This window comes from Acidovorax sp., from assembly GCF_021287135.1.
Lineage (GTDB): Bacteria > Pseudomonadota > Gammaproteobacteria > Burkholderiales > Burkholderiaceae_C > Acidovorax.
This window is the reverse complement of sequence record NZ_JAJTBB010000077.1, coordinates 1-21,802: the sequence shown is the minus strand read 5'-3', so window position 1 is coordinate 21,802 and position 21,802 is coordinate 1. Positions and strand designations below refer to the sequence as shown.

General features: G+C 67.0%; 19 protein-coding genes. 9 read left to right on the top strand and 10 right to left on the bottom strand.

Annotated elements, in window-relative coordinates; translation table 11 throughout:
• Nucleotides 1-447 precede the first annotated feature (447 nt).
• The 8 genes from LWW96_RS17295 to LWW96_RS17260 form a co-directional block, all read right to left on the bottom strand.
• Nucleotides 448-873, bottom strand: coding sequence for a barstar family protein (locus tag LWW96_RS17295; protein ID WP_063461487.1), 426 nt, complete (start codon nt 871-873; stop codon nt 448-450).
• 146 nt (nt 874-1,019) lie between these two features.
• Nucleotides 1,020-1,427, bottom strand: a complete 408-nt coding sequence (locus LWW96_RS17290; RefSeq protein ID WP_291489100.1) for a ribonuclease — start codon at nt 1,425-1,427, stop codon at nt 1,020-1,022.
• Between the two features lie 154 nt (nt 1,428-1,581).
• Nucleotides 1,582-3,900 carry an NADP-dependent malic enzyme gene (locus tag LWW96_RS17285; RefSeq protein WP_291489099.1) on the bottom strand — a complete coding sequence of 773 codons (2,319 nt, stop codon included), beginning with the start codon at nt 3,898-3,900 and terminating at the stop codon, nt 1,582-1,584.
• A 186-nt stretch (nt 3,901-4,086) separates the two neighbouring features.
• Nucleotides 4,087-5,187 carry a sensor domain-containing diguanylate cyclase gene (locus LWW96_RS17280; protein WP_291489098.1) on the bottom strand — a complete coding sequence of 367 codons (1,101 nt, stop codon included), beginning with the start codon at nt 5,185-5,187 and terminating at the stop codon, nt 4,087-4,089.
• A gap of 130 nt (nt 5,188-5,317) precedes the next feature.
• Nucleotides 5,318-6,835: a CoA-acylating methylmalonate-semialdehyde dehydrogenase gene (locus tag LWW96_RS17275; protein ID WP_291489097.1), complete on the bottom strand. Its 1,518-nt coding sequence runs from the start codon at nt 6,833-6,835 to the stop codon at nt 5,318-5,320.
• Nucleotides 6,836-6,908: 73 nt separating this feature from the next.
• Nucleotides 6,909-7,532, bottom strand: a complete 624-nt coding sequence (locus tag LWW96_RS17270) for a DJ-1/PfpI family protein (RefSeq protein WP_291489096.1) — start codon at nt 7,530-7,532, stop codon at nt 6,909-6,911.
• Between the two features lie 21 nt (nt 7,533-7,553).
• Complete coding sequence (locus LWW96_RS17265) at nt 7,554-8,912, bottom strand: aspartate aminotransferase family protein (RefSeq protein WP_291489095.1); 1,359 nt, start codon at nt 8,910-8,912, stop codon at nt 7,554-7,556.
• Nucleotides 8,913-9,189: 277 nt separating this feature from the next.
• Nucleotides 9,190-9,675: a PaaI family thioesterase gene (locus LWW96_RS17260; RefSeq protein ID WP_291489094.1), complete on the bottom strand. Its 486-nt coding sequence runs from the start codon at nt 9,673-9,675 to the stop codon at nt 9,190-9,192.
• A gap of 98 nt (nt 9,676-9,773) precedes the next feature.
• On the opposite strand from LWW96_RS17260, the gene LWW96_RS17255 reads away from it, so the two are divergent.
• The gene (locus tag LWW96_RS17255; protein WP_291489093.1) at nt 9,774-10,697 is read left to right on the top strand and encodes a LysR substrate-binding domain-containing protein; all 924 of its coding nucleotides are present in this window, start codon (nt 9,774-9,776) and stop codon (nt 10,695-10,697) included.
• A gap of 10 nt (nt 10,698-10,707) precedes the next feature.
• Nucleotides 10,708-11,673: a LysR family transcriptional regulator gene (locus LWW96_RS17250; protein ID WP_291489092.1), complete on the top strand. Its 966-nt coding sequence runs from the start codon at nt 10,708-10,710 to the stop codon at nt 11,671-11,673.
• Nucleotides 11,674-11,761: 88 nt separating this feature from the next.
• Here LWW96_RS17250 and LWW96_RS17245 read toward each other — a convergent pair whose 3' ends face one another.
• A complete protein-coding gene (locus LWW96_RS17245; protein WP_291489091.1) occupies nt 11,762-12,358 on the bottom strand; it encodes an IPTL-CTERM sorting domain-containing protein in 597 nt (198 codons plus the stop codon).
• 262 nt (nt 12,359-12,620) lie between these two features.
• On the opposite strand from LWW96_RS17245, the gene LWW96_RS17240 reads away from it, so the two are divergent.
• A complete protein-coding gene (locus LWW96_RS17240; protein WP_291489090.1) occupies nt 12,621-12,926 on the top strand; it encodes a flagellar basal body protein in 306 nt (101 codons plus the stop codon).
• 211 nt (nt 12,927-13,137) lie between these two features.
• Here the strand turns inward: LWW96_RS17240 and LWW96_RS17235 are convergent, their stop codons facing one another.
• Complete coding sequence (locus LWW96_RS17235) at nt 13,138-13,389, bottom strand: DUF2061 domain-containing protein (RefSeq protein WP_291489089.1); 252 nt, start codon at nt 13,387-13,389, stop codon at nt 13,138-13,140.
• Between the two features lie 296 nt (nt 13,390-13,685).
• Between LWW96_RS17235 and LWW96_RS17230 the strand changes: the two genes are divergently transcribed.
• The 6 genes from LWW96_RS17230 (at nt 13,686) to LWW96_RS17205 (ending at nt 21,565) form a co-directional block, all read left to right on the top strand.
• Nucleotides 13,686-14,738 (top strand): SPFH domain-containing protein, encoded by a 1,053-nt coding sequence (locus tag LWW96_RS17230; RefSeq protein ID WP_291489088.1) that lies wholly within the window; start codon nt 13,686-13,688, stop codon nt 14,736-14,738.
• Between the two features lie 117 nt (nt 14,739-14,855).
• Complete coding sequence (locus LWW96_RS17225; RefSeq protein ID WP_291489087.1) at nt 14,856-16,367, top strand: DUF4178 domain-containing protein; 1,512 nt, start codon at nt 14,856-14,858, stop codon at nt 16,365-16,367.
• A 72-nt stretch (nt 16,368-16,439) separates the two neighbouring features.
• Entirely contained in the window at nt 16,440-16,661 is a 222-nt protein-coding gene (locus LWW96_RS17220) for a DUF350 domain-containing protein (protein WP_291489086.1), read from the top strand.
• Nucleotides 16,662-16,908: 247 nt separating this feature from the next.
• A complete protein-coding gene (locus LWW96_RS17215; RefSeq protein WP_291489085.1) occupies nt 16,909-17,991 on the top strand; it encodes a Fic family protein in 1,083 nt (360 codons plus the stop codon).
• A 46-nt stretch (nt 17,992-18,037) separates the two neighbouring features.
• Entirely contained in the window at nt 18,038-19,594 is a 1,557-nt protein-coding gene (locus LWW96_RS17210; protein ID WP_291489084.1) for a polyamine aminopropyltransferase, read from the top strand.
• Nucleotides 19,595-19,858: 264 nt separating this feature from the next.
• Nucleotides 19,859-21,565 carry an NAD(P)-binding protein gene (locus tag LWW96_RS17205; protein ID WP_291489101.1) on the top strand — a complete coding sequence of 569 codons (1,707 nt, stop codon included), beginning with the start codon at nt 19,859-19,861 and terminating at the stop codon, nt 21,563-21,565.
• Nucleotides 21,566-21,802 lie beyond the last annotated feature (237 nt).

Here is a 21,802-nt window from a genome sequence, read left to right as displayed (position 1 = left end):
AAGCGAAACGCGCGAAAACCGAGGATCGCGTGGTGCTACCGACAAGCCCAGGGTGGCCCCCTGGGCGCAGGAGGTAGCACCGCGCGAGACCGGTTTATCGCGCGTTGCAGCCGATGCTCCTTCTGCCGCGCAGACTCCTAGACCAGCGACCGCCGCGCAAGGGCCGCCCCGCCGCGCTGGCGGTGTCCCCCTTCCCGAGTTGCGCAGCAATTCGAGAGAAGGGGGAAGGCGCAAAGCGCCTCAGGGGGATGTACTGAATTCAAGCGGCCGACAGCCAGTACCCCGAATTGAAGGGGCTGCTCATGCGCAGCGCCATCGGGGACACGTCGACCAGTTTGTCCGTGGGCATCTTCTCGGCCGGTTCGCCGCCAATTTCGATGCCTTCGACGGCCTGGGTTCCCGTAGCCTCGTTCGCCCGTTCTGCTTGGCTGGTGGATGCAGAACGGGCTACAGAAAAGAATAGAAGCACCGGAAGGGAATCTTGCGGTCGCCCCAGTAGTCGGCGGCGTCGCGGAAGATGTCGAGCAGCTGCTCCCGGGCTTCCTTGTCGAACTTGGCGGTGGCCGGGATCTGCTCCAGCACCACAATGAAGCCGGGCTGCGGGCCCGATTTGTGCAAGGGATCCGTCATGCAGTCGTACAGCGCATCGAAGTTCTTGCCGAAGTGGGACGGGAAGGTGAACTGCGCGGCAATCAGGTCCAGCACGTCCTGCTTGGATTGCGCGTGGGCCAGGTTGGCATACAGGAAGTGGTGGCCCATGGACGTGGCGGCATCCTGCAGGTCTTGCACGCGGAAGGCACGAATGGACTGCACGATGTTGGTGCGCACGCCACGCAGTGGCGTCTCCAGGTCTTTACGAAGTGGCGTCTGCATCTCCGCTACTCTTTCTTTATAAAGTCCACAAACTTCTGGCACTTCGCTAGGCTGCGCGGGGCAGCTTGCGGGTGAGGGATTCGGTTCAAAAACGGGTGCACCAACCGCCACCAGCGTATCGCCGGCCTGCGGACTGCGCAACGGGGTCACTCAACGATCTCGCGAAAACTGGCGTAGTGATCGCCGGTGTAGTAGCAAGCGTCCGGCGTCCGGGGCTTGCCGCCACACACGATGCGCCGGGCTCCCCGGTTGCGCGATCCTGGCGTTCTGACGGTGTACTCGCGGTAGTAGCCCCGCCTGTGTACGGGCAAGAGCCGCTCGCGATTGCCAAAAACCACTCCATCCTTTTCATGGGGAAAAGGTCCTCCCTCACGGATCAGCGCATAGGTTTCGCGGCCCTCTCGGGGCAGCTCGGCCAGCGCAATGGGGGATATGGAGCCGTCGGGGGACGGAGAGTTCCGGGCATGCCCCGCCACCGGGGACAGCACGAATGCAACACCCAGAGCACACAAAACAGCGGCTTTGCGGGCCTGGATGGCTACAGCCTTCAGCATCAACGAACCTTTCAGAAACTACGGGTTAACCCGAAATTTCAAGGCGTTAGTGTCGCTCAACGGCCCCCAAAAAGCAAGCGTCTGCCCAAAGAATAGGCAGACGCTGAAGAAGGAAAAGGTTGTTTAAAGTTAGCGCTTGCTACTTGAAAAAACCTTACCGTGCTGCGTTCGCGTCGGCCACCGTGAGGGCCGTCATGTTGACGATGCGGCGCACGGTGGTGCTGGCTGTCAGGATATGGACCGGTTGCGCGGCGCCCAGCAGCACGGGGCCGATGGCGATGTTGCCGCCGGCGGCGGTCTTGAGCAGGTTGTAGGAGATGTTGGCCGCGTCGATGTTGGGCAGCACCAGCAGGTTGGCGTCGCCGATCAGGTCGCTGTGCGGCATGATCGCGGCGCGCGCGGCGCCGTCCAGGGCCACGTCGCCGTGCATTTCGCCGTCCACTTCGAGCCAGGGCGCCTGCACGCGCAGCAGCTCCAGGGTCTGGCGCATCTTGATGGCGCTGGGCTGGTTGCTGGAGCCGAAGTTGGAGTGCGACAGCAGCGCCGCCTTGGGCTTGATGCCAAAGCGCATCATTTCCTCGGCCGCCATGACGGTGATTTCGGCCAGTTGCTCGGCGGTGGGGTCGTAGTTGACGTGCGTGTCCACCAGGAAGACCTGGCGGTCGGGCAGCAGCAGGCCGTTCATGGCGGCGTAGGTGTTGACGCCGGCACGCTTGCCGATCACCTGGTCGATGTAGTTCAGGTGCAGGGCGGTGTGGCCCCAGGTGCCGACGATCAGGCCGTCAACCTCGCCCTTGTGCAGCAGCATCGAGCCGATCAGCGCCAGGCGGCGGCGCATCTCGATCTTGGCGATCGAGACCGTCACGCCCTTGCGTTCGGTCATGCGGTGGTAGGTCTGCCAGAAGTCGCGGTAGCGGTGGTCGTTCTCGACATTGACGATGTCGTAGTCGCGCCCTTCCTGCAGGCGCAGGCCGAACTTCTCGATGCGCTGGGCAATGATGGCGGGCCGGCCGATCAAGGTGGGACGGGCAATTTTCTCGTCCACCACGATCTGCGCGGCGCGCAGCACGCGCTCTTCCTCGCCCTCGGCATAGGCCACGCGCTTCTTGGCGGCGGTCTTGGCCGCCGTGAAGATCGGCTTCATGGTGGTGCCCGAGGCATACACGAACGTCTGCAGGTGGTCGCGGTAGGCGTCCATGTCGGCGATGGGTCGCAGCGCCACGCCGCTGTCGGCCGCGGCCTTGGCCACGGCAGGGGCGATCATCATCATCAGCCGCGGGTCGAACGGCTTGGGGATGAGGTATTCGGGGCCGAACGCCAGGGGCTCGCCCACGTAAGCCGCCGCCACCACTTCGCTCTGCTCGGCCTGGGCCAGCTCGGCAATGGCGTGCACGGCGGCGATTTCCATCTCCAGGGTGATGGTGGTCGCGCCGCTGTCCAGCGCCCCGCGGAAGATGTACGGGAAGCACAGGACGTTGTTGACCTGGTTCGGGTAGTCCGAGCGGCCCGTGGCCATGATGGCGTCGTCCCGCACGGCCTTGACGTCCTCGGGGGTGATCTCGGGATTGGGGTTGGCCAGGGCGAAGATCAGCGGCCGCGTGGCCATCTTGCGCACCATGTCCTGCTTGAGCACGCCGCCGGCCGACAGGCCGAGGAACACGTCCGCGCCCTCGATCACCTCGCCCAGCGTGCGGGCGTCGGTCTTTTGCGCGAAGACGATCTTGTCCTCGTCCATGAGTTCGGTGCGCCCTTCGTACACCACGCCTGCCAGGTCGGTCACCCAGATGTTCTCGCGGGGAATGCCCAGCTTGACCAGCAGGTTCAGGCAGGCCAGCGCGGCGGCGCCCGCGCCGGAAGTGACCAGCTTGACCTTGGACGGGTCCTTGCCCGCGACCTTCAGGCCGTTGAGGATGGCCGCGCCGACGGTGATGGCCGTGCCGTGCTGGTCGTCGTGGAAGACGGGGATCTTCATGCGCTCGCTCAGCTTGCGCTCGATGTAGAAGCAGTCCGGCGCCTTGATGTCTTCGAGGTTGATGCCGCCGAACGTGGGCTCCAGGCTGGCGATGATCTCCACCAGCTTCTCGGGGTCCTTCTCATTGATCTCGATGTCGAACACGTCGATGCCCGAGAACTTCTTGAACAGCACCGCCTTGCCCTCCATGACGGGCTTGCCGGCCAGCGGGCCGATGTCGCCCAGGCCCAGCACGGCCGTGCCGTTGGTCACCACGCCCACCAGGTTGGCCCGGCTGGTGTACTTGAAGGCGGCGTTCGGGTCCTTGACGATCTCTTCGCATGGGGCGGCGACACCGGGCGAATAGGCCAGCGCCAGATCGTGCTGGTTGACCATCTGCTTGGTAGCGGCAATGGCGATCTTGCCGGGCTTGGGAAACTCGTGGTACTCGAGAGCGGCACGGCGCAGCAGGGCGCGCTTGTCGGGGTTGTTGTTGTTCTGGGCCGTGGTGTTCTCGGGCATGCAGTGTCTCCAGCGCAATCGAAAGGGGGTGAAGAAGCCGGCGACCGCCGCCCGGCGGGCCGCACGTTGTCAGCTTTGTAAGGGTCTGCGATTGTAGGGGGTCGTTCGTAAAAACCCTAGTAAGCGGATCTGCGTACCGTCATCCGGCGGCCTTCGCGCCTCCTGCGGCAACTCGACGGTGCGCCGCTACGCGGCCGCCGCAGCGGGGGTGCGCACCTGGTTGCGGCCCGTGTCCTTGGCGCTGTACAGCGCCCGGTCCGCACAGGCCAGGAGGGCATCGGGCCGGGCCGCGTGCTCCGGACAGCACGCCACGCCGCAGGACAGCGTGGCACGCACCTCGGCACCGTCCGCAGCCACCCGCAGCGCGGCGAAGTCTTCGCGCAGCTGCTGCGCGCGCTGCACGGCCTGCGCTGCGGTGGCGCCCTCCAGCAGGAGCACGAACTCTTCGCCGCCGATGCGGCAGGCCAGGTCGCTGGGGCGGGCGTGGTGCAGCAGCAGCTGCGCCGTCGCCTGCAGCACGGCATCGCCTGCCGCGTGCCCGTGCGTGTCGTTGATCTGCTTGAAATGGTCGATGTCGATGAGCAGCAGGGCCAGGGGCACGCCGCCCGCCCGGCCCTGGGACAGCACGGTGCCGAGCTGGCGGCGGTTGAACAGGCCGGTCAGCGGGTCGCGCAGGGCCTGCTCGCGCAACTGGGCCTGCAGCGAGCGGATCTTCTCGAACTGCTCGCGCAGCTGCAGGTGCGCCTCGTGCTGCGCCATGGCGCGGCGAAACCCGTCGCTGGCGAACGCGAACAGGTACAGCGCGATGGACAGCATGCACAGCACGGACGTGCGCAGATCGGTCTCGGGCCGCCACGACAGCGGCGCAAACAGGGCCGCCAGCGCCGCGCCGGCCGCCAGGCCCGCCAGCAGCCGCCAGCCGCCGCGCGGCCCGTGGAACACCACCATGTTCAGGCAGCCCGCCGCACACAGGGTGAAGGCGATCCACAGCGGAAATCCCAGGGCTGCCGACCAGAAGCCGAACAGCACGATGTCCGCGTCCATGTTGTACTTTTCACAGCGCAGCGGATCGGCCGCCCGCGCGGCAAAGGCGTAGGCGACCTGGGGGAAGACCAGGTAGTTCAGCACCAGCAGGCCCCAGGCCCACACAGGAGCCCCGGTGGCCAGCAGGTGCGAGCCCACGGCCAGCAGGAGCAGGGGGTAGAAGACGGTGCGGTTGCGCCGGTTCATGCGCACCGCCCAGTGCACGGCGGGGCGCGGAGGCAGCGTTTCGGCAGACAGGGTCATGGTCGGACGGCGGGATCCGGACCACTGTAACAGGCTGTGACCGCCGGCCCCACCACCGTGCGCGCGCTCGCGCTGGCGGTCGTCGCCGGCGCGACACGGGCCGCGCCGGACGGGGCCGTGGGCGGCCGCGTCAGCGGCTGCTGGGGAAGCTGAACACCGCGCCTTCGCGCACGCCGGCGCTGGGCCAGCGCTGCGTGATGGTCTTGCGCTTGGTGTAGAAGCGCACGGCGTCGGGGCCGTAGGCGTGCAGGTCGCCGAACAGGCTGCGCTTCCAGCCGCCAAACGAGTGGTAGGCCACGGGCACGGGCAGGGGCACGTTCACGCCCACCATGCCGACCTGGATGTGGTCGGTGAAGTAGCGGGCGGCCTCGCCATCGCGCGTAAAGATGCAGGTGCCGTTGCCGTATTCGTGGTCGTTGATGAGCTGCATGGCTTCCTGCAGCGTCTTCACGCGCACCACGCCCAGCACGGGGCCGAAGATCTCTTCCTGGTAGATCTTCATGCCGGGCTTGACGTTGTCGAACAGGCAGGCGCCCAGGAAGTAGCCTTCCTCATGGCCGGCCACTTTCACGCCACGACCGTCCACCACCAGCGTGGCACCTTCGGCCACGCCGCTGTCCACATAGGCCTTCACCTTCTCGAAGTGCGGCTTGGTGACCAGCGGGCCCATGTCGTTGCCGTTGTCGGTGCCGGGGCCGACCTTCATCTTGGCGATTTCGGTCTTGAGGCCTGCGATCACGGCGTCGCCCACTGCGTCGCCCACGGCCACCAGCAGGGGGATGGCCATGCAGCGCTCGCCGCACGATCCATAGGCCGCGCCCATCAGGGCGCTCACGGCGTTGTCCACGTCGGCGTCGGGCATCAGCACCGCATGGTTCTTGGCGCCGCCCAGGGCCTGCACGCGCTTGCCGTGCTTGCAGCCTTCGGCGTAGATGTATTCGGCAATGGGCGTGGAGCCCACAAAGCTCACGGCCTTGACGCGCGGGTCTTGCAGCAGGGTGTCCACGGCCAGCTTGTCGCCGTTGACCACATTCAGCACGCCGGGCGGCAGGCCGGCTTCGAGCGCGAGCTGGGCGATGAACAGCGTGGAGGACGGGTCGCGCTCCGAAGGCTTGAGCACGAAGGTGTTGCCGCAGGCCACGGCCATGGGCCACATCCACAGCGGCACCATGGCCGGGAAGTTGAAGGGCGTGATGCCGGCGGTGACGCCCAGCGCCTGGAATTCGCTCCACGAATCAATCGACGGGCCCACGTTGCGGCTGTGCTCGCCCTTGAGCAGCTCGGGCGCGTAGCTGGCGTATTCCACGTTCTCGATGCCGCGCTGCAGCTCGCCGTGCGCATCGCTCAGCACCTTGCCGTGTTCGGCGGTGATCAGGGCGGCGATCTTGTCGGCGTTCTCTTCGAGCAGCACTTTCAGCTTGCTCATCACCCGCGCGCGCTTGAGCGGCGGCGTGTTGCGCCAGGCGGGGAAGGCGGCTTCGGCCGAGGCAATGGCGGCTTCGACCGTGGCCTTGCTGGCCAGGGCCACGCTGGTGGTGGACTGGCCGGTGGCGGGGTTGAACACGGGCTGCGTGCGCTCAGCGTCGGCAACGAGCTTGCCGTCGATCAGGTGGCCGACGGTGGTGGTGACGTTCTTGTCGTGGTTCATGGTGATTTCAAGCAAAAAGTGCCGCCAGCGCTTATCCAGCAAGCGCAAGCAGCTACAAAATAAGGAGCAATTGCTAGACGGCCTGCGCCTCCAGCGTGGGCAGCACATGGGCCAGCGCGCGGTCGATGAATTCCTGCTTCTCGCCCACCGGGGCAAAGTAGTGCAGCACCTCGCGCGCGGCGTCCACGCCCTTCAGGCGGGCCAGGAGCCACGCCACCAGGTACTGCGACGCCAGGCACCCGCCGGCGGTGGCCACGTTGCCACGGGCCGCAAAGGCGCGCGGCACCACGGTGACACCGGACTCCACCACCCAGGGCTTGCTGGTCAGGTCCGTGCAGGCGGGCGTGCCGCTGAGCAGGCCCAGGCGGCCCAGCAAGAAAGTGCCAGAGCACTGCGCGGCCAGCAGCTGGCGGGCGGGGTTGAGCACGCGCAGCGGCTCCATCAGCGCCGGGGTGTTGGCCACTTCGCGCGTCTTCATGCCGCTGCCGATCAGCACCGCGTCGGCCTGGGCCAGCTGGCTCAGGTCTTCGTGCGCGTCGATGGTCAGCCCGTTCATGGACGTGACGCGCGGCGTGGGGCTGGCAATGCGCACCTGCCAGTCCGTGTCGCCCAGCAGCGCAATGCGGCCCAGCATGCTGAACGCGACCAGCGAATCCAGGTCGTTGAAGGCGTCGAACGTCAGGATGGAAATGCGCATGGGCAGGGCCGGAAGCTTCTTTTACGCCGTTTCTTGCAGGGCATCGCCCAGGGCGCTGACCAGGCGGTCGATCTCGGCCTCGGTGCTGATGAAGGGGGGCGCGAGCTGGATGGTGTCGCCACCGTAGCGCACGTAAAAGCCCTTGTCCCAGCACTTCATGGCAATCTCATACGGCCGCTTGGCCGGCTCGCCGGGCAGGGCGGCGATGGTGATGCCAGCCGCCAGACCGTAGTTGCGGATGTCGGCCACATGCTTGGCGCCTTTCAGGCCGTGCACGGCGTTCTCGAAATACGGCGCCAGCGCCTTCACGCGCTCGGGCATGGCTTCCTTTTGCAGGATGTCGAGCACCGCGTTGCCGGCCGCGCACGCCACGGGGTGGGCCGAGTAGGTGTAGCCGTGGGTGAACTCCAGCATGTACTCGGGGCCGCCTGCGGCCATGAAGGTGTCGTAGATCTCCTTGGTGGCGATCACGCCGCCCAGCGGCTGGGCGCCGTTGGTGACCTGCTTGGCAAAGTTCAGGATGTCGGGCGTCACGCCAAAGGCTTCGGAGCCGGTCCAGGCGCCGCAGCGGCCAAAGCCGGTGATCACCTCGTCAAAAATCAGCAGGATGTTGTTCTGCGTGCAGATCTCGCGGATGCGCTCCAGGTAGCCCTTGGGCGGGATCACCACGCCGGCCGAGCCTGAGAAGGGCTCGACGATCACGGCCGCGATGTTGGAGGCGTCGTGCAGGGCGATCACGTCCAGCAGCTTGTCGGCCAGCGCGCGGCCGTCGGTGTCGGGCATGCCTTTGTAGAACGAGCCTGCGGGCGGCTGGGTGTGCGGAATGTGGTCGGCCTCGATGCCCTGGCCAAAGGTCTTGCGGTTGCCCACGATGCCGCCCACCGAGATGCCGCCGTAGTTCACGCCGTGGTAGCCCTTTTCGCGGCCGATCAGGCGCGTCTTGCTGGCCTGGCCCTTGGTGCGCCAGTAGGCGCGCGCCATCTTCAGCGAGGTGTCGGCCGACTCGGAGCCCGAGCCGGTGAAGAACACGTAATCGAGGCCCGCGGGCGTCAGCTCCTTGAGCTTGTTGGCCAGCGCGAACGAAGCGGGGTGGCCGAACTGGAAGGCCGGCGCGTAGTCCAGCGTGGCGGCGGCGCGGCCAATGGCCTCGGCCACTTCCTTGCGGCCATGGCCCAGGCCCGAGCACCACAGGCCCGAGAGGCCGTCAAAAATCTTGCGCCCTTCGGCGTCGGTGTAATAGGCGCCCTGGCCGCTCACGATCATGCGCGGCTTGGCCTTGAAGTTGCGGTTGCCGGTGAAAGGCATCCAGTGGGCGTCGAGCCAGGCGGCGTCGGTGCGCACCGCGGCGGCGGGGTTGGGGTCGATGACGGCGAAGCTCATGGCGGTTTCCTGGCGATGGGACAGAAGAAGCCGCTATTGTTGGTGTCGGTGTTAATTTCTAAAAGCACCAGATATCCATATTTACTTGATGATCCATGCAAGTAATGACAGGGGGTTTGGCGCCCAGCGAGCCCAATAACGCAGACCTTGCGAAAGGTGCGCGGGGCGGCTGGCAGCCACCGTCGACCAGGTCCGCCCCCAGCCGTACCGTATCCGCGCAGCTCGGTGGCGCGCGAACAAGCGCCCGGCGCGTCAGCGGGAGTGCCTCTTTTCGGTTTCAACGGCCTTGGGCCTGGTGCCCACGCAGGGTCATCACCGCGCTAGCGATGCTGGCGACGCGCTTGCCGTTTTCGCGCACGATGTCGCAGCGGTAGTGGCTGATTGATCGGCCGCGGTGCTCGGCCCAAGCCTCGGCACGCAGGCGCGACTGCCACACCGGCCGCAGGAAGGTCGCGTGCAGGTCGATGCTGGTGAAGCTTTCGCCCGGCTGCATCAGCGTGGAGTGGGCCGTGCCAATGGCGGCGTCGGCCAGCTCACACAGCAGGCCGCCATGCACCGTCCCCTGCTGGTTGCCATGCAGCGTTGCATCGGCCAGTAGCTCGATGCTCGCCGTGGCTTCGCCGATGGCGACGATGTGGAACCGCAGCAGCCGGGAGATCGCTGTGGGATAGCGCAAATGCGTTGCGTCGCCCTCGGCGAGGCGGCCGTCCAGGTAGCGTTGCAGGTATTCCAGCACGGGAAGCTGGCGGAGAGTGTGGGGCATGGCGTTTCTTGCGCGCTGATGGGTCCAGGCCCTCCATTACACGGAACGGCGGCCCGTGCTTCAATCGATCTTTTCTCCTCTTCGCATGCGCCATGGGAATGTCACTTTCACTGCTTCACCTGCCATCGCTCGATCTCGTCCGGGGCTTCGTCGCGGTGGGGCGCCGCATGAGCATCACACAAGCGGCACAGGACCTGTGCCTTACCCAGTCAGCGGTCAGCCGGCAGGTCGCGGCGCTGGAAGCGCAGTTGGGCGTGCGCCTGCTGTTGCGCGGCCACCGGTCCATTGCCTTCACCCCCGAGGGCGAGCGGCTGTTCCGCAGCGCCGACGGCGCCCTGCAACAGTTGCAGGACGTGTTGGGCAGCCTGAGCACGCGCGGCGCGCCGCGCCCGGTAACGCTGAGCGCCTCCATCGGCGTGACCGGCCTGTGGCTGCTCCCCCGCCTGAGCCGGCTGCAGCAGCGCCATCCCGCCGTGGACCTGCGCGTCTCCGCCAACAACCGGTTGGCCGACCTGCGCAGCGACGGCATCGACCTGGCCATCCGCTACGCTCCGGCCGAAGCCGTGCCCGAGGGCGCGCGCTGGCTGTTTGGCGAAACCGTCGCACCTGTGATCTCGCCAGCGCTGGTCGGCCGGCCCATCGCCACGGCGCAGGAATTGCAGGGATTGAAGCTGCTCGAATTTGACGACCCGCGGCACCCCTGGCTGCAATGGCAGGGCTGGGCGGCCGCACTGGGCTGGCGGCCGCTCCAGCCGCAGGGCGTGCTGCGCTTCAACCAATACGACCAAGTGATCCAGGCCGCGCTCGCGGGGCAGGGCGTTGCGTTGGGGCGGCTGGAGCTGATCCGTCCCCTGCTCGCCGACGGCCGGCTGGTGCTGGCGGCCCAATCCCACTGCACCGTACGGGCCGGGCACGCCTTCTGGCTGCTGCAAGCACAGCCGCAGCCTTCCGACGATGTGCGTCGCGTGGCCGCCTGGATTGAGGCCGAGGCCGAAGCAGAGGCCGCCGGGGCGCTCCCATAATCAGGCCAACATGCAGCCCCGTCCCGAACACCCCGTGTCCGCCACGCGCCCCCGCGCCGTCCTGGGCCAACTCTCCGACATGGATCTGCGCCTGCTTCAGGTCTTCAAGGCCGTGGTGGAGTGCGGCGGCATGACGGCGGCCGAGCTGGAGCTCAACATCGGCACCAGCACCGTGAGCCGCCACGTCAAGGATCTGGAGACCCGCCTGGGCCTCACGCTGTGCCGCCGGGGCCGCGCGGGTTTCGCCCTCACGGCCGAGGGCCAGCGCGTGTACGACGAAACCCTGCACCTGCTCAGTGCGGTGGACGCGTTTCGCAGCAGCATCGACGACATCCACCGCCGCATGGGCGGACGGCTGGAGGTGGCCATCTTCGACAAGACGGCCAGCAACCCTGCCGCGCGCATTGGCGAAGCGATTGCGCTTTTTGCCCAGCAGGCGCCTGACGTGAGCCTGCAAATGCACGTGGCTTCCATTCCCGCCATCGAACGGGGGCTGATGGACGGCAGCTTCCACGTGGGCATCATCCCCGCCCACCGCACCTCACAAAGCCTGGTCTATACCGATCTGTTTGCCGAAACCATGCTGCTGTACTGCGGCGCGCAGCACCCCCTGTTTGGCGCCCACCACGCCGCGCTGACGTGGGACGCGCTGCGCGCCTACCAGTTCGCCGGCCTGGGCTACCACTCGCCCAACATGGAACTGAGCCACAGCGCGCGCCTGCCGCGCAAGGCCACGGGCTTCGACCAGGAGTCGATCGCCACGCTGATCCTCTCGGGCCGCTACCTGGGGTTCCTGCCCGACCACTATGCCGAGAGCTTCGAGCGGCGGGGCCTGATGCAGGCCGTGCTGCCTGCGCAGTTCTTCTACCCCTGCCAGTTCGTCAGCGTGCTGCGCAAGTCGCCGCAGCCGCCGCGTGCAGCGCAGGCGTTTGCGCAGTGCCTGGTGCAGGCGCACCGGACGCCAGGCGCGTCTTGAGACGCCGAAACACGGCCGGCCGCGGCCGGGCCGGGCCCGCCCCCGCAAAAAACTAGGCCACCGAAGTGGCCTGGCCGTGCCGTGTCCGTCAGCCCCTGCGTCGGCGCAGCGTTGCGAAACCCAGCAGGCCCAAAGCGGCCGCCAGCGACACCGCGCCCCACTCCGACAACGTGGGGATGTTGGAAGCGCCACCGACGATGAGCGTGAAGGAATCGGCCGTGGGGCCGCTTCCCCAGGTCCAGACGTAGGTGCCGGGGGCGGCCCCCATGCCGGCCAGGGTCTGCCCGGCCCAAGTGGCACTGGAGGTGCCGAGCGCCGAGCCATTCACATAGCCCACGGGTACGCCAACCTGGCCGGAATTGCGGTTGATGCCCACCGCCGGCCCCGCGCTGGCACTCGCCCACGCCAGCCCCCCTGGCCCGAAGGCCGTGGGTCCGGAGACGGGCAGCAAATAAACCGTGGTCGGGGCCGTGGCACCGAGGACCATCGCGGTATCGGACGGGATGATGCCTGCCGCTACGGGCGGAGACACGGTCGGCACCCCCGCCAGATTGAACGAGCCGCTGCCCGTTGCGACCACATCCGCGCCCACCTGGTTCAGGGTGACGGTATACGCCGCCTGGGCGGTCATGCTGCAGACCAGGGCCGCGACGCCCAACACGAAGCCAGCGAAGTGCTTTGCCATTCATTCCTCCCGTGTTTCGCCGCAAATGTAACGATGTTTGCATTCGCTGTCATGGCGTTTGCACCGCCAGCGCAGGCCGACAGCAGCCCCCGGAAACTCTGCAGGGTCCATTCCGGCGTGTCATTGGGCGCAACCAGCTTCACGGGGCCGGGCTTCTTTCGGCGCCGTCCGCCCGGTGGAGGACTTGGGCAGATTGTGCTTTGAGCACACAGCGGCCAAAATGCACGACACCTGTGGCTGGCTGTATTGAAAGGGCCCCGTCATGTCCTCCTTGGGATCCATTGCTTCCTCCGGCCTGCAGGCCGCCCAGCTGCGGCTGGATGCCTCGGCCAACAACGTGGCCAACATGAACACCCCGGGCTACCGCCGCGAGGTGGTGGCTCAGGAAGAAGCGTCGGGCAGCACGGGCGTGCGCGCCAGCGTGCAGCGCGAGCCCCAGGCGGATGGCGTGGCGCTGGAGGAAGAGGCGGTGGAGCAGATGTCGGCCACCTACGCGTTCAAGGCCAACCTGCAGACCATCAAGACGCAGGACGCCATGATGGGCTCGCTGCTGGATGTCAAGGCCTGAGCACCGCCCGGGCACTCACCACACAGCACCACAAGGCCCCGCTTGCCGGGGCCTTGTGGTTTGCGGTGCGCCACAGGTTCAGCCCGCCGAGGCCAGCGCGGCCAGGCGCTGGACCAGCCAGCGCTGGAAAGCCAGGCCCGTGGCGGTGCGGCTGTGCAGGGGAATGGTGTACATGGTGATCTCCTCAAGCGATTGAAGGGGTTGCGAATCTTCAGGCGGCCACGGCAGTGACCGCCGTGTTGTTGGCCTGGCGCCGCGCGGCACGGTCCCACGCCTTTTCGTGGAAGAAGAACGCCACGGCCTGCACCGTGGGCTCCAGCAGGCTCAGGGTGAGCGACGCCCACAGGTTGCCGGTGACGGCATAGGCCACCATCGCGGCCACGCAGATGTGGATGGCGTAGTAGCTGCCGGTCTTCAGGAGCGTGGTCTTGTTCTGGCGAGCGGCTTGGCGGATGCGGGTCATGGTGTTCTCCTGGCGGTGGGCGGTCCGCCCGGCGGTGCAGGGCACGGCGCTGGGCATGGAGTGAATGGTAGGCATTCTCAATAGCGAACACCAATTGATTGCCACTACCGCGCAGATAGACGCTATCAAGCCTGCGGGCTGCGCGCCGCTGCGCAGGGGCCGGGCGCCCCCGCTCCACCGGCCATGCCGCGGGGGGCGCCGCTCACGCAGGCCCTCTGCAATGCCCCAAAAAACGGGAAGGCCGTTGCTATGATGGCCGCTCTTTCAACCCCTCATCACCACACGCGGGAGCACACATGGCCCTGATGGACTTCATCAAGAAACAGTTCATTGACATCATCCAGTGGACGGAGGAAGGCGACGGCACGCTGGCCTGGCGCTTCCCGATGGCGGGCATGGAAATCCAGAATGGCGGCACGCTGGTGGTGCGCGAGTCGCAGATGGCGGTGTTCGTCAACGAAGGCCAGGTGGCCGACGTGTTCGGCCCCGGCACCTACAAGCTCACCACGCAGACGCTGCCGGTGCTCACGTATCTGAAGAACTGGGACAAGCTCTTCGAGTCCCCGTTCAAGAGCGACGTGTACTTCTTCAGCACGCGCCAGCAGATCGACCAGAAGTGGGGCACGCCGCAGCCCATCACCATCCGCGACAAGGACTTTGGCGCGGTGCGCCTGCGCGCGTTCGGCAACTACGCCTTCCGCATTGCCGACCCCAAGCTGTTCCACACCGAGATCTCGGGCACGCGCGAGTCGTACCCCGTGGCCGACCTGGAAGGCCAGCTGCGCGGCCTGGTGCTGCAGAACATCAGCAACGCCATTGCCGGCAGCGGCCTGCCGTTCCTGGATTTGGCCGCCAACCAGGTGATGTTTGCCGACGCGCTGGCCAAGGAGCTGGCGCCCGCGTTTGCCAAGATCGGCCTGCAGCTCGAAGCCATGACGGTGCAGAACGTCTCGCTGCCCGAAGAGCTGCAGAAGATCCTGGACCAGAAGATCGGCATGGGCATGGTCGGCAACGACATGGGCAAGTTCATGCAGTACCAGACGGCGCAGGCCATCCCCAAGTTCGCAGAGAACAGCGGCGGTGGCGGCGGCGTCGCGGGCGACGCCATGGGCCTGGGCGCGGGCGTGGCCCTTGGCCAAGTGCTGGCGCAGAACCTGCAGCAGGGCCTGCAGACCCCCGTGGCCCCGGCCGCCGCAGCGGCGGCCCAGGCGGCGGCCGCCCCCGTGGGCGTGAAGCCCGAGGACGTGATGGCCACGCTGGAGAAGCTGGGCGACCTCAAGGCCAAGGGCATCCTCACGCAGGAGGAGTTCGACGCCAAGAAGGCCGAGCTGCTCAAGAAACTGGTCTGAGCGGCACCCAACGATTGCTATCATAACAATAGCTGCTTGCGCTTGAGGGATAAGCGCTAGAGGCCAAAAAGGCTTCAAAACCGTCGCTGAGCGGCGCAAGCAGCAGCAGCCCTGCCGATGGCCAACGACCCCACCCAGCGCACCTACCGCGCGCCCTGCCCCGGCTGCGGCGCGCCGGTGGAGTTCAAGAGCGCCCAATCCACCCACGCCGTCTGCGGCTACTGCCAGAGCACCGTGGTGCGCAGCGGCGACGTGCTGCAGCGCCTGGGCAAGATGGCCGAGCTGTTCGACGACCACAGCCCGCTGCAGCTCATGGCCAGCGGGCGCATTGCGCTCGACGGCAAGGACACGCCCTTCACCCTCATCGGCCGCCTGCAGTACAAGGGCGACGCCGGTGTGTGGACCGAGTGGATCGCCTTTCTGGAAGACGGCAGCACCGCCATCCTGGGCGAAGACAACGGCGCCTACGTCTTCACGCGCCGCATCGACCCCGGCCGCGAGATGCCCCCGGCCGAGCGCTTTCGCATCGGCGCCACCACCGCCATCAACGGCAAGCCCTACAGCGTGGCCTACACCGGCCAGGCGCAGCTCATCTCCGCCCAGGGCGAACTGCCCAAGCTGCCGCCGCTGGGCCAGCCGTTCGGCATGGTGGAGCTGAGGAGCAGCGATGGCGAAGTCGTCAGCATCGACTACGGCAACACCCCGCCCAGCGTGGAGCGCGGCCGCGCCGTGCTGCTGGAGGATCTGCAGCTCAAGGGACTGAAGGACGAGTCCGTCAAGGAAGAAAAAGGCCGCCAGTTCAACTGCCCGCACTGCGGCGCGCCCGTGCAGGTGCAGCTGGCCAGCACCAAGAGCATCACCTGCGGCTCGTGCGCCAGCATCATCAGCCTCGATAGCGGTGTGGGCGGCGAGCTGCGCGCGGCCGAGCAGGACGAACCCGTGCAGCCCCTCATCCCGCTGGGCAGCAAGGGCCAGCTGCAGGGCGTGCAGTGGCAGATCGTCGGCTTCCAGCACCGCATGGGCGTGGAGCCTGGGGACGACGAGCACTTCGGCTGGAGCGAATACCTGCTCTACAACCAGAAGCGCGGCTTCGCCTTCCTCGTCGACTCCGAGGAAGGCTGGAGCCTGGTGCGCCCCACCACGGGCGCGCCGCAGCTGTCGTCCACCGGCCGCAGCGCCACCTACCTGGGCACCAAGTACGACCTCAAGTACACCTACGAGGCCGAAACCACCTACGTGCTGGGCGAGTTCTACTGGCCCGTGACGCGCGGCCAGAAGACCAGCAACCGCGACTTCGCCAGCAGCAAGGGCCTGCTCTCGCTGGAGCAGACCCCCAACGAGATCACCTGGTCGGCGGGCGACAAGCTCGGCAGCGACACGGTGGCCAAGGCCTTCAAGCTGGACGACAAGCAGGATGTGCTCAAAAGGGACGACCCCGGCCCCTTCGTGGCCAAGTCCGGCATGGGCTGCGGCACCATCATCCTGGTGGCCATCGTCATCATCATCGTGCTCATCCTGCTCAGCCGCTGCTCCAGTTGCGACCCGCGCGTGGAAAACTGCTCATCGTCCAGCTACCGCAGCTCGGGCGGCTCGTACGGCGGATACTCCTCCGGCGGCAGCCACAAGTAGGACCCACCCACTACTACGCCCCCGCCGCCCGCCCGCGGCCCCCCGTGCAACCCGTTATTTAGGAGATAGAACATGATCGGCATCGAATGGCTCAAGCCCGCAGCGTTCCTCGGCTCCATCCTGTACGCCATCATCGGCGTGGTGGTTTTCTGGCTGGCCTTCGTCATCGTGGACAAGATCACGCCCTACGACCTGTGGCGCGAGATCGTTGAAAAGCAAAACCAGGCCCTGGGGCTGGTGGTGGCCGCGATGTGCCTGGGCATCAGCATCATCGTGGCGGCGGCGATTCATTGACTTTTGACACATGCGCAAAGCCCCGCCGTTGGGCGAGGGCCCTTGCTTTCTTGCGGGCTGCCCCCGGCACGGGTCGCGCAGCCCGCCCCCCATTTTCGCCATAAGCGCCCATGCCGCTTCGCGCACCCGCCGCGGCCAAACGTCGTCGAGCATATGTATAAAAAATCCGGTTTTCTATACACATGCTGGCTAACATGTATAGAAAACCTCCATTTCTATACACATCAAAGCCAGTCATAGCGTCACCATGCCTTTGCTTCCGTCGCTCGACCAGCTGGACGCCGCCCGCTTCGACACACCCGCCATCCTGAAAAAGCTGGCCAGCAGCAGCCGCAGGCTGGCCGAGCTCAAGGGCATTGCAGCATCCATTCCTAACCAGGGCATCCTGATCAATACGCTGGGATTGCAGGAGGCCAAGGACAGCTCGGAGATCGAAAACATCGTCACTACCCATGACGAGCTGTTCAAAGACGATGTGCTGCCGGAGGCTTTTGCCAACCCTGCGGCCAAGGAGGTGCTCCGCTACCGCCAGGCACTGCGGGTGGGGTTTGAACAGGTGCGCGCCAGCGGACTGCTCACGGCCAACCACATCATCCAGATCCAAGGCGAACTGGAACGCAACAACGCAGGTTTTCGAAAGCAGCCGGGCACGGCACTGAAAGACGGGGCGGGAGACACCGTCTACACGCCGCCGCAAGACCCGGCGGAGATCGTGGCGCTGATGCGGAACCTGGAGCGGTTCTTGAACGACCCGGAGGCGCTGGCGGTGGACCCGCTGATCAAGATGGCGCTGGCGCACCACCAATTTGAGAGCATCCACCCCTTCTACGATGGCAACGGCCGCACCGGGCGCATTGTGAATGTGCTGTATCTGGTGAAGGAGGGACTGCTGGACATTCCTGTGCTGTACCTGAGCAAGCACATCGTACGCACCAAGGCAGACTATTACCGGCTGCTTCAAGCGGTCCGTGACGAGAACACCTGGGAGGAATGGGTGCTCTACATGCTGGAAGCTGTGGAGCAAACGGCCGCCCACACCCTGTCGACCATTCATGCCATCAAGACGGCGTTGTTTGACTACAAACACCGGATCCGGGCAGAGCACAAGTTCTACAGCCAGGATTTGATCAACAACCTGTTTACGCACCCCTACACCAAGATCGACTTCCTGCAGCGGGATCTGCAGGTTTCCCGACTCACGGCCACCAAGTACCTTGATGCGCTGGCCGCCACGGGCTTCGTGCAAAAGCAAAAAATCGGGCGCGGCAACTATTACGTCAACCAGGCGCTCAGTGCCATTTTGCTGGGCTCCACGGAGGTCCGTTCATGACCGCAGACCAGCGAAAACGCGAGATGCTGGGCGAAGAGTGGGCGGCATGACAGCAACAACAACCCCTTCTTCGGCCCCCGCTGCCCCCCGCCCCATCGACATTGCCCTGCTCGCCAGCGTCTTCGTGGTGGCCGCGTGCGGCCTGCTGTACGAGCTGGCCGCAGGCGCGCTGGCCTCCTACGTGCTGGGCGATTCGGTGCTGCAGTTCAGCACCATCATCGGCACCTACCTGTTTGCCATGGGCGTGGGCTCGTGGCTGTCGCGCTACTTCGAGCGGCAGCTGCCCGCGCACTTTTTGCGCATCGAGTTGCTGGTGGCGCTGGTCGGCGGGGCGATGCCGGCCGTGCTGTTTTTGGCGAATGCGTATGTGCCGGGCGCGTTCCGATTTTTGCTGTACACGCTGGTGTTGGTGGTGGGCACGCTGGTGGGGCTGGAGATTCCGCTGGTCATGCGCATCCTGAAGCGCAATGTGGCGCTCAAGGACCTGGTGTCGCAGGTGCTCACGTTCGACTACCTGGGCGCGCTGGCCGTGTCGCTGGCGTTTCCGCTGTTGCTGGTGCCGCACCTGGGGCTCATCCGCACGGGGCTGGTGTTCGGGCTGATGAACGGCGCCGTGGCGCTGTGGGCGGTGTGGCTGTTCCGGCATGAGCTGCGACGCCTGCGCGCGCATGTGCTGGCCTGCGTGCTGGTGCTGGGCGCACTGGTGGCGGGCCTGGCGGGCGCGGAGCACATCACCACCGTGGCGGAGGACAAGTTTTACCAGGACCGTGTGGTGTTCACCGCCGCGTCGCCGTACCAGCGCATCGTGGTCACGCGCGGGCGGCTGGGGCACCGGCTGTTCTTGAACGGCAACCTGCAGTTTGCGGAATCCGACGAGTACCGTTATCACGAAGCCCTGGTGCACCCTGCCATGGCGGCGCACGGCGCGCCCAAACGGGTTGCGGTGCTGGGCGGTGGTGACGGCATGGCGGTGCGCGAGATCCTCAAGTACCCGTCGGTCACCTCGGTCACGCTGGTGGAGCTGGACCCGGCCATGACCCGCCTGTTCACCGAGAACCCCACGCTCGCACAGCTCAACAGCCATGCGCTCAGCGACCCGCGCGTGAAGGTCGTCAACACCGACGCCTTTGGCTGGCTGCAGGCGCAGCAGGAGCAAGCGGGCGCAGAGCCGTATGACGTGATCGTGGTGGACTTCCCCGACCCGACGAACTTCTCCATCGGCAAGCTCTACACCAACAGTTTTTACGCCCTGCTGGACCGGAGCCTGTCGGCCAGCGGCTATGCCGTGGTGCAGACCACCTCGCCGCTGGTGGCGCGCCAGAGCTTCTGGACGGTGGCGCAAACCATTGAATCGGTGGGCCTGCAAACGGCGCCGTACCACGCGCATGTGCCCAGCTTTGGCGAGTGGGGCTACATCATCGCCAGCCGCCGGCCCTGGCGGCTGCCCGACCGACTGCCCGAAGGGCTGCGCTTTCTGGACGTGGGCTCGCTGCCGCTGCTGTTCGACTTTCCACGCGACATGGCGCGCGTACCGGCCGAGGTGAACCGGCTGTCCAACCAGGCGTTGGTGCATACGTACGAGCGCGAGTGGGGCAGGCATTGACGCCCCCTGAGCGGCTGCGCCGCGTCCCCCACTGGGGGACGCACCCAGCGGCCTGGCAAAGCCCGTTCCGCGGGTGCACTGGCCTGGGGGCGCGCCGGTATCGACGAACCGATGCGTCTCGCAGCTGCATGTCGGGCGGCTCACAATCCCACAGACCGTTCACGCTGAGCCTGCCGAAGCGCCGCGCAAACTTCGGCAGACTCAGCCCGAACCGTGTTGAATGACTGGCCGCAGCCCCTGACCACCGACACCGTCACGCACCCCATGCACCGCCGCCACTTCCTCGCCACCACCGCTGCCGCAGCAGCCGCCACTGCACTGCTGCCGGGTTGCGATGACGCCCCGCGCACGCTGCAGGGCGGCTTTGCGGGCATCGCCATGGAGCGCGGCCACGCGCTGCGCGATCGGCTGAAGAAGGGCGCCTGGCCCGAGCCCTCCGTGGTGCGGCGCGCGCAGGTCCTCATCGCGGGCGGGGGCGTGGCGGGGCTGGCGGCGGCGCGGTCGCTGCGGCTGGCGGGCGTGGACGACTTTGCGCTGCTGGAGCTGGAGGACACGGCCGGCGGCAACAGCCGCGGCGGCGCGGTGAACGGCATTCGCTGCCCCCTGGGCGCGCACTACCTGCCCGTGCCGGGCGACGATGCGCGCGAAGTGCAGGACCTGCTGGAGGAGCTGGGCCTGCGCCAGCGGGTGGCCGGGCGCTGGCAGTACGACGAGCGCCACCTGTGCCACAGCCCGCAGGAGCGGCTGTTCCTGCACGGCGAATGGCAGGACGGGCTGCTGCCTCTGCAGGGCGTGCCGGACACCACGCTGGCCCAGTACCGCCGTTTCAGCCAGGCGGTGGACGCGGCGGCGCAGGCGGCGCGCTTTCGCATGCCCATGCTGCGCACGCTGGGCCCCGGCAAGCCGCTGGCGCCGTCGCACCAGGCGCTGGACGCGCTGCCGTTTGCGGCCTGGCTGCAGCAGCAGGGCTTTGATGACGCGTACCTGCTGTGGTACCTGGACTACTGCTGCCGCGACGACTACGGCGCCGGCACGGCGCGCGTGTCGGCCTGGGCGGGCATCCACTACTTTGCCAGCCGCCATGGTTTCCACGCGCCGGGCGATGCGCCGGACGAGCCGCGTGAAAGCGTGCTCACCTGGCCCGAGGGCAACGGCTGGCTCACGCAGCGCCTGGCCGCGCCCCTGCAGGACACTGCCCAAGGGGGCGGCCAGCTGCGCACCGCCACCAGCGTGCTGCGCATTGCCGAGGGCCGCCACGGCGTGGAAGTGGATGCATACAACCACGCCACCGACAGCGTGGAGCGCTGGCAGGCGCCGCGCTGCGTGGTGGCCCTGCCGGTGCTGCTGGCCGCGCGCGTGGTGCAGAATCCGCCCGCTTTCTTGGCCGAGGCAGCACGGCGCCTGCACACGGCCCCCTGGCTGGTGGCCAACCTGCACCTCGCCAGCCCGCTCACCGACCGGCCGGGCGCCGCGCCCGCCTGGGACAACGTGCTGTACGCCGACCCCAACCCCGGCGGCCTGGGCTACGTGAACGCCGGCCACCAGCGCCTGGACACCCGCGCCACCCTGGCCGGCCCCACGGTGCTGACCTACTACCAGGCGCTGGGCGATGTGGCCGACGGCCGCCAGCAGCTGGCCACCGCCCCCTGGCAGCATTGGGCCGACGCGGCCCTGGCCGCCCTGGCAGCGCCGCACCCCGACCTGCGCCAGCGCGCCACCCGCGTGGAGATCACCCGCTACGGGCACGCCATGGCCATCCCCACGCCGGGGCTGCTGGGTTTTCTTAGCCAAATCGGCCTGCAGCGCCCGTCCAGCAAGCGCAAGCAGCTATCTAATGGAGAGCGCGCACCCTGGATACCCACGCCCGCCACCGCGCGCCTGGCGTTTGCGCACAGCGACTGGTCCGGCTATTCGGTGTTCGAGGAGGCCTTCACGCGCGGGCATGGCGCGGGCTTGACCGCCGCCGGCTGAACCCCGCGCGGCCACCGCCTTCCGCCCCCAAGGCCCTGCGGCCCAACGAAAAAAGGGCTCCCCTAAGGGAGCCCTATTTCGAGGGGAAGCATCGTGTGCTCCGGTGCGGCAAAACACTTGCCCATGGCAGCGGCACCTGCGACATGCCACCGATGTCGCCACCATGGGCAAGGCCCGCAACCGTTGCAATTACATGCTGAATTCGCCCGAAGGGATCTTGCCGGTGCGCAGGGCTTC